The sequence below is a fragment of the Fundicoccus ignavus genome, assembly GCF_009659375.1.
In the GTDB taxonomy this organism is placed as follows: Bacteria; Bacillota; Bacilli; order Lactobacillales; family Aerococcaceae; genus Fundicoccus; species Fundicoccus ignavus.
This window is the reverse complement of record NZ_WJQT01000002.1, coordinates 121620-133246: the sequence shown is the minus strand read 5'-3', so window position 1 is coordinate 133246 and position 11627 is coordinate 121620. Positions and strand designations below refer to the sequence as shown.

10 protein-coding genes are annotated in these 11627 nt (G+C 38.4%); 2 read left to right on the top strand and 8 right to left on the bottom strand.

Features of this window, described 5'->3' with window-relative positions; genetic code table 11:
- Position 1: 1 nt before the first annotated feature.
- Both purS and purC read right to left on the bottom strand, forming a co-directional pair.
- Entirely contained in the window at positions 2-262 is a 261-nt protein-coding gene (gene purS / locus GF867_RS02660) for a phosphoribosylformylglycinamidine synthase subunit PurS (protein ID WP_153831572.1), read from the bottom strand.
- A gap of 3 nt (positions 263-265) precedes the next feature.
- Positions 266-988, bottom strand: coding sequence for a phosphoribosylaminoimidazolesuccinocarboxamide synthase (purC, locus tag GF867_RS02655; protein WP_153831571.1), 723 nt, complete (start codon positions 986-988; stop codon positions 266-268).
- A 367-nt stretch (positions 989-1355) separates the two neighbouring features.
- Between purC and GF867_RS02650 the strand changes: the two genes are divergently transcribed.
- Complete coding sequence (locus tag GF867_RS02650; protein WP_153831570.1) at positions 1356-2057, top strand: ferredoxin--NADP reductase; 702 nt, start codon at positions 1356-1358, stop codon at positions 2055-2057.
- An 89-nt stretch (positions 2058-2146) separates the two neighbouring features.
- Here the strand turns inward: GF867_RS02650 and GF867_RS02645 are convergent, their stop codons facing one another.
- The 4 genes from GF867_RS02645 to GF867_RS02630 all read right to left on the bottom strand — a co-directional run bounded on the left by GF867_RS02645 (position 2147) and on the right by GF867_RS02630 (position 6412).
- Positions 2147-2884, bottom strand: a complete 738-nt coding sequence (locus tag GF867_RS02645) for a reverse transcriptase domain-containing protein (protein WP_153831685.1) — start codon at positions 2882-2884, stop codon at positions 2147-2149.
- 138 nt (positions 2885-3022) lie between these two features.
- Complete coding sequence (locus GF867_RS02640) at positions 3023-3427, bottom strand: BppU family phage baseplate upper protein (RefSeq protein WP_153831569.1); 405 nt, start codon at positions 3425-3427, stop codon at positions 3023-3025.
- Between the two features lie 15 nt (positions 3428-3442).
- Positions 3443-5497 (bottom strand): glucosaminidase domain-containing protein, encoded by a 2055-nt coding sequence (locus GF867_RS02635; protein WP_153831568.1) that lies wholly within the window; start codon positions 5495-5497, stop codon positions 3443-3445.
- A gap of 3 nt (positions 5498-5500) precedes the next feature.
- Complete coding sequence (locus GF867_RS02630) at positions 5501-6412, bottom strand: phage tail spike protein (RefSeq protein ID WP_153831567.1); 912 nt, start codon at positions 6410-6412, stop codon at positions 5501-5503.
- Positions 6413-6875: 463 nt separating this feature from the next.
- On the opposite strand from GF867_RS02630, the gene GF867_RS02625 reads away from it, so the two are divergent.
- Positions 6876-7658: a tyrosine-type recombinase/integrase gene (locus tag GF867_RS02625; RefSeq protein WP_153831566.1), complete on the top strand. Its 783-nt coding sequence runs from the start codon at positions 6876-6878 to the stop codon at positions 7656-7658.
- Positions 7659-7851: 193 nt separating this feature from the next.
- Here GF867_RS02625 and GF867_RS02615 read toward each other — a convergent pair whose 3' ends face one another.
- The gene (locus GF867_RS02615) at positions 7852-9639 is read right to left on the bottom strand and encodes an ABC transporter ATP-binding protein (RefSeq protein WP_153831565.1); all 1788 of its coding nucleotides are present in this window, start codon (positions 9637-9639) and stop codon (positions 7852-7854) included.
- Positions 9639-11393, bottom strand: a complete 1755-nt coding sequence (locus GF867_RS02610; protein ID WP_153831564.1) for an ABC transporter ATP-binding protein — start codon at positions 11391-11393, stop codon at positions 9639-9641. The genes GF867_RS02615 and GF867_RS02610 overlap by 1 nt, the downstream gene beginning before the upstream one ends.
- Positions 11394-11627 lie beyond the last annotated feature (234 nt).

The window sequence follows — 11627 nt, the reverse complement described above, 5'->3', positions numbered from 1 at the left end:
CTTAGACCGTCTCCTTTACTCGTTCGATTTCATAGCGATAGCTTTCCATCACGACATTTGCCAGAAGCTTGTCGCAGATCATTTCTATGACTTCTTCAACTGAACGGTCGGCAGTATCTGACACTTTGATTTCAAAATACTTCCCGATACGAATATCTTCAATTTCATCGAAGCCCATACGGTGAACGGCTCCTCTTACCGCTTCTCCCTGAGGATCCAGAATTGATTCTTTATAGGTTACATATACTTTTACGTTATACATGAGTCACTTCTCCTTTTGATCTCTCGTCAGACGGTCGAGTACTTCCTGATATAGTGGGATAATGTCGCCGAGATCCTGTCTGAAGACATCCTTGTCCAGACGATCGTTCGTCTTTTCATCCCATAGACGGCATGTGTCCGGTGAAATTTCATCTGCCAGAACGATTTGTTCTTTCGCAGCCTTTCCAAATTCCAGCTTGAAGTCGATCAATCTGATGCCGGCCTCACTGTAAATCTCAATCAGCGACTGGTTGATGTTGTGAGCCTGTCTTTTAATTTCGTCAATTTCTTTCTGGTCAGCCAGATTAAGTGCAAGCACATGATCATCATTAATGAGCGGATCGTTCAGTCCGTCATCCTTGAGGTAAAATTCCAGAACCGGAAAGGCCAGCTCCGTCCCCTCGTCTACACCGAGGCGTCTGGAAAAGCTTCCAGCAGCGACATTTCTGACGACAACCTCAAGATCGAACATATCCACTTTTTCAATCAGCTGATCCGTTTCAGACACTTCCATGATGAAGTGACTTGGAATATCCTTCTCCTTCAGCTTTTTGAAGATCATGCTGGTAATCTGGTTATTCAGCTGCCCTTTACCGGCTATGGCTTCTTTCTTGGCTCCATTCCCAGCTGTGGCCTGATCTTTATACGTGACCCAAAGGATGTTGGGTTCACTGGTCTCATATAATTGTTTTGCCTTGCCTTCATATAACAGGTCTTTCTTTATCAACTGAATACCCCTTTCAGGACTTGGTTAAACACGAACATTAAACACACCTATACTTTCAATCGTTCCAATTTATCGATATAGCCTTATCATAAATTGTCTAAGGAATAGAGTCCATCTTTGAGCGTCTATTTATGATTGACATTTTGTATAATGTTCGTGTTTCATGTTTATAAAGCTGAATTTAAAGATTAAAATATTCTAATGTTTTGTAATTAACGAACATTGCTGACTATTTATCCTTGAATAGTGATTTTAAGATCAGAGTTCGTAAAACTATTCGCAAAATTTAATTGAGAATAATTCTCAATTAAATTATACTTAAATAAACACAATTCGCTGACAGACTCACACTTAGGAGATGATTCACATGCAGATATACTGGACAACCCTTGTAGACGTCATTGATGAGGCCACAGACACAAAAACATTCTACCTCGACCTCCCAGAGGGCTTCACCTGGGAAGAAGGCGCGCACACTCACCTGGCACTGGAAGGATTCAATAGCGAAGAAAAACCTGACAAAGGGCTGGTCCGGCATATGTCGATCGCAACTCTTCCAGAAGAAAACACAATCGGCATCACGACTCGCCTTAGAGCAGAGCGCTCAAGATACAAGATTCATCTGGCTGAACTTAAAAGCGGAAGCTCAGTTGCCCTGTTCAAGACACATACAAATATCCCATTGAAGCGAGAAGACAGACCCATTTACCTGTTGTCATGCGGGGTCGGCATCGCTTCATTCAGACCTCTCATTCTGCAGTACTTAAATGATTCTAACAGAATAGATTCGCTTCATTCTCTAAATATCGACTCGTCTGGTGAGCAACTCTTCTCTAGTTTGTTTGAACAAGAGTCAGATCCGTCTCTGACAGCTCAGTACGTCACTGACCGTCCGGCTTACTATCAGGAAGTGAACAGACTGGCTGTTGATACTAACGCCTTCTTCTATATCGTCGGCAGCGATGACTTCCTTAGAGAAACCATCGCCACCCTGCGTGAATACGGGATTTCTGGTGAGCATATCACAATCGATAAGCATGAACGGTTTCGTTCAGATTTTCTTAGCTGAGCAGGTCTAAAAAATCGAGTAGGAGGTAAATAATTAATTTATTTACCGTCCTCTCACACCACCGTACGTACGGTTCCGTATACGGCGGTTCAATATCTTAAGTAAGCAGACTCTGCCAGGTTACGTAGTGAAACTACGTTCCACCGGTAGAGTCTTTTCGTTGTAAGAACCCAATGAACCTCAGGTGTTTTTGACAGTCTCCAGTATTTCTTTCTGGAGTAACCAATGCGTTTAGCACTGTCCATATTTAGACCTAAACGCATTAATCTGCTAATCTTAGTACGTGGATTTTTCCATCTCTTTAAAATTAGTTGCCTGATTCGGTGATGGAGCCATTGCTCTACTTTAGTTACGAAGGTTTTGATGAAACCTGTGCCAAAATAATTTACCCAGCCTCTTGTTCGGCTGTTTATCTCTTTGACAATCTCATCAAATGTCCCTGCTCGCTTACGTTTGGTCAAGCGTTTCAAGGTGCGAATGAATTTCGCTTTGGCTTCGTTCGAAGGTCTGTAGCGACAGACCCCATTCACTGTGGTTATCAGACAACCCAAGAACTTTAAACGCGTTGGGGAACCCACTTTACTTTTCTCTTGGTTGACAGTTAGTTTCAGGTGTTTTTCAATGAAGCGAGTGATACTTTGGAGCACACGTTCACTGGCTCGTTTTGACTTCACAAAGATGACGAAGTCATCAGCGAACCGGACGAAACGGTGTCCTCTCTGCTTCACTTCTTTATCCAGTTCATGTAAGTATACGTTACAGAGTAGGGGCGAAATCACGCCACCTTGTGGTGCGCCTGTGTTACTTTCTACGAATTCGCCAGACAGATCTATGACACCGCTCTGTAAGAACCAACTGCGCGGTAAGGTTATTCACTTCTGACTTATCAGCTTTGTTAATCTCTACCACATTTAATCTTGGTGCATAGTTTTCTTCAAGATTCTGAGCGTTTAATAATGCGACTGTCAACGCAGTAAAACTAGCCTGTCCAACAACAGCCCCATCATCAACACCTTTAAAAATTCGAATTTCAAAAGTTTCACTAGCCACTCGACCTGAACCACAATCAATACTAGCTGTGCATTTAGATCACCTACATTGCTTAGTAGCTCAGGTGTGTAATAAATTTCAAATTGTCCAGTCTGTGCGTGAACCGCAGTAAATGAATCTAATCCATTTACTTTTTTATCTTGCGATTCCCGGTATAGCATCAAAGAAACCCCTGTTAAATCAACGACTCTACCATCATCTGTTACTGTGACGCTTAGTTTTCTACCGTGATTGTCCGACGAGTTCGCTCTTAGATAATCCTTTATTTTGGTCGACGCTTTATCCCAAATCAGTTGAGTTTTTCTAAAATTTTCTAACAAATAAATTCTCCTCTCTTAATTTAACAATTCTAATAACTGATGCAATTGAACGCTTGTTAGCTCCACTCCACCTATGCTAATGCCATTGTTAGTTATATTAAATGCATTGTTATTGTTGATTTCTGTGACGACCTCTCCACGTTTTAAGTTATTAACGGTGCCATTTTGAATTTCGCTTTTGTCAGCTTCTGATAAGCCCTGAAGCTGATATCTAACCATTGTAGTTGCTATGTTTATTACTTTTCTTTTCGTATCTAAAGCAATACAAATGAACATGCTCTCATCTCCAACGACATCTTTTAAATAGAGCGTCAACCTGTTTGTTTCTTCAGTATTTTCAAGTATGTCATTAAACTCCCTATCAGCAATTGAATCTTCGGACACTCGTTCCCATGTATAATAAGCAGGCATCTGAGATGTACTTGGTATTGATACGACTAATTGCGTTTCTTGGATGTAATCACTGAGAATAAATCCATTAGTGGCTGACATCACAGCTGTAGTCTCAATGCTTTGTCTCCACTCACCCATTAGTTCAGTTCGAGTTTTTTTTAGTTCTGCTTGAATCAACTTAATATCTGATTTATCTGCAGGAAAGACTTCGGTCACGTTTCCAATGACTGCTTTATTGGCATTTATATCAGTCTCAGATGTGATGATCTCCAACACCCTAGCATGGATATAAAGAGGCGGATTAAATTCATGATCTAAAACAAGGCCCCATTCACCGATTGAAACATCATCAGGTAATTCAGCTAAGTCCACGACGTATTGAGCTGCAGGTTGGCCATTTTCCTTCATGACTTTCACAGCGGTTTCTAGGATAAATTGCGGGTCATCGGAATCAACCTCTAAAATAGATTCAATCCAGATAACTCTTTCGCCGGTCTTGCTTCCCCACAATTCATTAGCTGGATGATTATAAATAACCGATTCACCTTTTGGACTAACCAAGTTACCACCTTTATAATCAATATCTTCAATGCCTATGTACTCAGTTAGTGTTCCGATGGTTCCCGATGTGGTTTTAACGCCAACACCAGCTTCATACACTGCCATTTTAATAAAGTTAGCATGAGCCTGATAACCTTCATTAGTCATATGGATATCGTCACTACCAAAATAGCGACTTCTTAGACTGCTTGAGTGAGCCATCCAGTTAGCAAAATATGCATTATTATGACGTTCAGACGCTCTTCTGTAAGCGTCTGATACTGATTGACGGTGTGCAACATTGGAATTTGTATCAACAAAAATAACCTTGCGATTGCCTGCGATGGCCACAAAGTTATCAATTTCAGTATCTGTAACACCTCGGTTAGTTCCAAGAATGACCACCACGATATCTTTAAGCTGGCCATAATCTTTTAGCGATTGCAAGACATACGTGCCGTTTAAGCTGTTAGTAGCATGTGTAATCTGTCTGCTACCAAGTACATCATGCGTAAATGACTTAAAAGCACCTGCTAATTTAGGTTGAGTGCCTACACCAAGCGAATCACCAATCAGTGTTACATCGTACTGCTTAACCGCTGATTTAGCGAGTTCTGTGAGCGTGCCACCTACCGTTTTCTTGATTACTCCTACATTCGATGGTTGTCCATTAAACGCTTCGGTATCATATTGCGTGAGATTATTCTGTTCAATTCTTTGTATCAATTTAGTCGCATATTGTGGGTCAGTAGCATAGCCAGCAGACTGTAGTGCCTGAGCTGCTTTCTTATAATCTTTTTCTCCTACTACCGCTGCGTAATTAATTTCACGCCATGGTGTATTGGTGAAAAACGCTGCATGGTCTAGCATTGAGTCATTCCAGCTGTCATACCATCTGAAATTCGCATTAGTTTGATAAGAGCCATTAGCGCCATAGTCACGAGTTGGTAAATTAATGACCTTTCCGGTCCAATCCTCACTTGCTTTGATACCAAATAAGTTATTATATTTAGCGCCTAGCGGTGATGCGCCCGATGCAGATTCTAAAATCGCTTGTGCAATCGAGATAGAAGGCAATATTTGATGTGTATGCCATCCGTTAATTGCGCCTTGCTTTACTTTTGAGATAAACGTCATATATTAGCCTCCTTTCACTCGAACAGCTCCGATAAATTTCATTGAATTTATTTTTTGAATTAAGCCATTAGGATTTCCGCTGTGAATACATTGCTCGTTATCTAATGCGATACCTACATGGTTGGCGTCATTCGGGTAGGTATAGCCTGTATCCCAAAATACAATATCGCCACGTTTTACCTCTGCTCGACTTATACGATTAAAGTAATGTGCATGAGCGCCGCCTTGGTCCCACATGCTATTAGTGTATGATCGGCCCGCTGTTGGATAACCTGGATAGTTTGCAGTTCTGAAACACCAGTTGACAAAGCCGGAGCAGTCAAATCCCGTTAAACCATTCCCACCCCATTTATAAGGCAGTCGCATATCTCTAATGCGCATCGCTTCAGTGATTACAGCTTCAACATAGTTATTCTTAGGTTCTTCAACTTCGGCTTCTTCCTCAACTTCAGTTGATTCAACTTCTTTAGCTCGCCCTCTTACAATCAGTTTAATAATAATATTGTCGGTATTAACAGTTCGTTCAATACCTCTAACTACATCATCGGATGATATTCTAAAGCCTAAATCACCTTCCAAACGTTGCTGCACGATGTGAATATAGAATTTCGGGTCTTTTAAGTCCGTAAATTCTACCCTGAAATAAAACTCCATCTCGAAACTGTGAATGATATATCTCACACGCTCCAATGCATTCTGATAGCCTGATAGCTCCAATATCTTCTTATCTATTGATTCGTTATTTCCAATTAAAAAACCCGTCTTATCTAAGACAGGCGTTAAGTAGTATTCAATTAATTGAGGTTCGGTTGGTGTCTCCATACCGTCTATTACTGAGTTAATCAAGCTGATTGACACATCTTCAGCATAGACTGATTTTTCATTTCGGTTATCGACAATATGCTTAATTGACATTAAAAATGGAAATAGTAAAAGACGAGATAGACAAAATCAACTTCACAAATTTTAATTATAACAATTTAAAAAACTTAGCTGATGCCTACAGTTGGCACCCAGCGTTCTTAGATTAATAAAATAAGCCCACTCTATCGCCGGCAAGCTAATAAGAGTGAGCTCTGAACAAACACGCTTTAATAGCGGTATTTGTTATACCCTATTTTAGCACAAATTATCATAAAATAGGAGATGTTTTATATGTGGATTGAACCGCAAAAAAGAAGGTCGATGGCAAAGAAGTAATAACAGGTTATAAATATGTTGAACGATATCTCGATAAAAAAACTGGTAAATACAGAAAGACGTCGACTACTCTCAATGCTAATAGCCCGCAAGCCAAAAAAAAGCAACTCAGATATTGAATAAAAGGATTGCGGAACTAAATGGGAAAGTTGTTGAAGCCAAAGGTGTCACTTTCGAAATGGCTTATAATGCTTATTACAAATTTAAGCAGGTACGTTGGGCTAATGCAACTGCTATCTCAGCGCAAAGTACTTACCGTAATCACATTGAACCTTATGATTTTAGAAAGTATCTGCTGACAGCTATTGATCTAAAAGACGTTCAAACTCTAGTGGATATAGCGCAATTTGAAAAGAACTTGTCACAGCGTACCGCCCTGGGTATCAAAAACCTAATAGTTTCTGTAATGTTTTTTGCTAAAAAAGAATATAAGTTTATTACACCAATTGATTTTAGATTGTTAGAATTTAAGGATAAGGCCCCCAAGTCGTTTGATGGGTATATCGATTCAGAAGTGATAAAAGATGAGATAGTAAAAATGCGTAAGTTATTAAATGAGGTTGAAGCTGACTTAATGGAATTCCAAATACACACAGGAATGAGATTTGGTGAAGCTACCGCTATTACTGAAAAAGATTGGTTAGTTAAGGAAAACAAAATTTCCATTAACAAGTCGATTGACTCATCGGATAAACGCAAGGTTAAATCTACCAAGAATACTTCTTCTCATAGAATTATCGATAGCAGCGATCGGCTTAATGAGATATTAAGTAGGCGAATAAATTTAAACAGGGTTTTATTTGTTGACGAAAGCAACTTTGTTTTTGTCACGAGAAATAACGTGCCTATAGCACACTCAAATTTAAACAAGAAATTAAAAAAAGTTAATCCTAACTACTCTTCCCACGTCATGCGTCACACACACACATCAGTTTACTCGCTGAACAGGAATTTCCTTTAAGGTATATCATGCACCGAGTTGGTCACACCGACCCAGAAACAACATTAAAAATTTACAATCATGTTACTGAGAAATTAAAAAATAAAGGGGCAGAAAGGCTAGATGATTTATTCTAGTTGCCCCTTTATTGCCCCTTTTAGACTTTTGATGACTTGAAGAAGTCAAACAAACATTGATGTTAAGCTATTAATTTTTAATTCATACTTTGTAGTTGATACATTTGGAAGTAAGTTCCACCTAAGGCAATCAATTCATCATGAGTACCTTTTTCAATAATCCTTCCTTTATCGAGAACAATAATTTGATTAGCATCACGAATTGTACTTAAACGGTGAGCAATCGCAATGGTCGTTCTGTTTTTACGCATTTTTTGTAAACTATTTTGAATATATTCTTCTGTCTCTGTATCGATATTAGCCGTTGCTTCATCTAAAATTAAGATTTTAGGTTCACGTGCCATCGTACGTGCAAAGGAAATCAATTGTTTCTGACCACTTGAATAACTCGCTCCACGCTCAATGACTCGTTTTCCATAGCCAGCTGGGTCAACTTCAATGAACGTATCCGCATTAACAAAACGTGCCGCTTCTCTTACGGTATAATCCGAAATAGTTTTGTCTAGCAGTCGAATATTTCTTGAAACGTCTCCGTAGAATAAGAATGAATCTTGTAAAACAAGACCAACTTGTTCCCTTAACGTTTCATAATCAAACTCTCTAATACTGTGACCGTCAATCAAGACATCACCCGAATGGTATTCGTAAAAGCGCATTAGAACATTAATAATTGAACTCTTACCACTACCAGTATGCCCAACCAAAGCAACGGTTTCGCCAGGATTCACTGTAAAACTGATATCTTTCAACACATCAATTTCACCGTCATAGGAAAAAGATAAGTTTTTAAATTCAATTTTAGCATCCGAAATTTCTGCATCCTTCATGACAATTTGCTCTGGAACATGTTCATCATGATCCAATACTCTAAGAATACGCGAACTCGATACTACACCATCTTGTAAGAATGACAAGTTATCCATCATCATCCCCATCGGTCTAAAGAAGTTCGCAGAATACTGAGTAAATGCATAAACAATTCCAACTTCAATTAATCCATCAAAATATTGATTACCTAACACATAGAAAACTAACGCTATCGATAAACCTTCAAGCAAACTAATTACAGTATTCAGTAAGAGTGCATTCATTTTAACCATCGCTAAATGCCCTGCATATTGTTCTTCGTTTTGAGCTTCAAATTCATCCATTGTACGTTTCTCTTGTCTAAAATGCTGAATAACAGACATGCCTAAGATCGATTCATTAATTTTAGTATTCAATCGACTTAAATTTTCACGCAAAGTACGGTAAATTCGTGTACTATAATTTTGATACAGCCAAATCGCAAAAATCATCAATGGTACAAATAACAAGAAGTATAAGGCCATTGTACGGTTTAAACTATACATCCCAACAAATACTGCAATGATTGTCGCAAAGCCCTCAAATATAGCGAAAAACACGTTCCAGAATTGTTTAATTGTTTCCGTGTCGTTCGTTACACGTGACACAATTGAACCACCTGGAGTTTGGTCAAAATAGCGCATGCCAAGATGAATCACTTTATCAAAAATTACATTTCGAATGTTTTCGACTGTTTTTTCTGCTGCCATATTAAATATATACGTTGAAAAATAATTCGATAACGCTTGGATAATTAATAAGAATGCATATAAAGCAGTGAACATCGCTGCTGATTGAACAGTTGCAGAGGCAGTTGCCAAATAATCGTCAATATAAGACTGAATGACTTGTGGCATATAGACTGTTGCAATAATTTGCCCACCAGAGAAAATAAGCGCAAGCAAAAATTCTTTCCAGTAGGGTTTCGCATATTTCATAATCCGTTTCGTCACGTGATATTGCTCTTTTAATGTTATCTTACGTGTCCATGCTGATTGATAATCTTTTGCTTCTGCCATTATTGCTCACCCCCACCTTCCAATAATGCTTCTAACTGTTGTTTTTCATACATTTGTTTGTACCAACCATTTTGTTCTAATAATTCGTAGTGGGTACCTCTTTCAATAATTTCTCCATTATCTAACACAATAATTTCATCAGCGTGCATAACACTACTGATTCGGTGTGCTGAAATAATGGTTGTTTTATCTTGTCGATTCGTTTTGATTCCTTCTAATATAGCCTCTTCAGTCTTTGCATCAACTGCTGATAAAGAATCATCCAAGATTAATAAAGAAGGAGAATTAATAATAGCTCTTGCCATTGAAATTCTTTGTTTTTGTCCTCCAGATAGTGCAACACCTCGCTCACCTACCATTGTGTCATAACCTTCAGGAAAACCAATAATATCTTCATGAACGCTCGTTAAACGTGCAACTTCTTCCACAATTTCTTGACTAGCACTCGGATTACCAAAGCGAATATTATCTCGAACAGTTGTCGAGAACAAGAAGTTATCTTGAGGAACATAACCGATAGAACCTAATAAGGTATCTAACGAATAAGCCTTCATATCGACACCATTAAAACTAATACGACCTTGATACTGGTCATAGTCTCGCATCAACAATTTAAAGATTGATGTTTTACCTGAACCAGTTTTACCGACCACACCTAAGGTATTGCCTTGAGGTAAAGTAAATTTTACATTTTTCAACATGACTTCTGAAGTCTGCGGATAAGTAAAACTATCAATTTCAAATTGAATATCACCATCTATTGGTGTTGTAACTGGGTTCTCTGCTTCCAGAATATTCGACTCTTCTTTAAGAATATCCATGATACGATCATAACTTGCAGACCCTCGTTCAATAATATTCAGTAAGCGCCCAATCGCAACCATCGGCCAAGACATACGTGTAATATAATTTAGAAATGCTACTAACAAACCAACCGTAATTTGTCCTTCTAATACTAAGAAACCACCATAGAACAAACCGATAACGGTACAAATTCCCATAATCGTTTGGATTGTCGGACGGAATAACGCGTCATAGAAATAAACTGACTGATTCTTCTTAACAACATTGGCAGTCATTTTATTGAAATCAATCGTGTCCAATTCTTCCTCGCCGAATGTTTTAATTACCTTAATACCTGTCACACTTTCTTGAACTTTATCATTTAACGAAGAGAAAGCCTCTTGCGCTCGTCTAAAGTGAAAATGCATTTTCTTACCAATAAAGCGAATCGCAATCGCTAAAACTGGTAAAGGAATAATCACCATCAAACTTAATTGCCAATCGACTGCCCAGAACATCATAAATAATGTGATAATTCCTTGAGTAAGCGAGTCGACCATAGTTAAGATTCCACCACCTGCAACCATACGAATTGATCCCAAGTCATTAGTGGCATGAGCCATTAAGTCGCCTGTTCTGTATTTTTGATAGAATACAGAATCCATTTTAGTAAAATGATTAAACAAACGTTGTCGTAAAATCTTTTCTAATTTTGCGGATGTTCCAAATATGTTAGTACGCCATACATAGCGCATCGCATATTGTAATAACGAAATCCCTGCTACCACTGCTACCCAAAACAGCAAAGCAGAATACGTTAAGGTTCCATTAGTCATCTCGTCAATCACTCTTGCAATAATCATCGGAACTATACCCGCTAATAAACCAACAAGAATTAACATAGAGGCCCCTAATATATAGGCGCGTTTCTCTTGCTTAAAAAACCAGGATAGTCGTGAAAATATATCCAAATTATTCACCCTTTCTTAATACTTACAAATTTAAACCTGTTAAATAAGTCCACTATAAAGTCTATCATTATTTCGAAAACTAAACAAAGTAAATCATTTATAAATACAACACTTATATTTTATATCGTGTCAATAATCTTTTTTAAATCTTATCCGGCATACGCTAAGAAAATGTTGTAAGTGTATACTCTATAATAGCTATTTCTTAGAGAGATACAAAACAGGAGACTACCA

Excerpts from the sequence above, each read along its gene's own strand:
- purS (WP_153831572.1), bottom strand. The coding sequence starts at position 262 with ATGTATAACGTAAAAGTATATGTAACCTATAAAGAATCAATTCTGGAT.
- GF867_RS02650 (WP_153831570.1), top strand. The coding sequence starts at position 1,356 with ATGCAGATATACTGGACAACCCTTGTAGACGTCATTGATGAGGCCACA.
- GF867_RS02635 (WP_153831568.1), bottom strand. The coding sequence starts at position 5,497 with ATGACGTTTATCTCAAAAGTAAAGCAAGGCGCAATTAACGGATGGCAT.
- GF867_RS02630 (WP_153831567.1), bottom strand. The coding sequence starts at position 6,412 with ATGTCAATTAAGCATATTGTCGATAACCGAAATGAAAAATCAGTCTAT.
- GF867_RS02625 (WP_153831566.1), top strand. The coding sequence starts at position 6,876 with ATGGCTTATAATGCTTATTACAAATTTAAGCAGGTACGTTGGGCTAAT.
- GF867_RS02615 (WP_153831565.1), bottom strand. The coding sequence starts at position 9,639 with ATGGCAGAAGCAAAAGATTATCAATCAGCATGGACACGTAAGATAACA.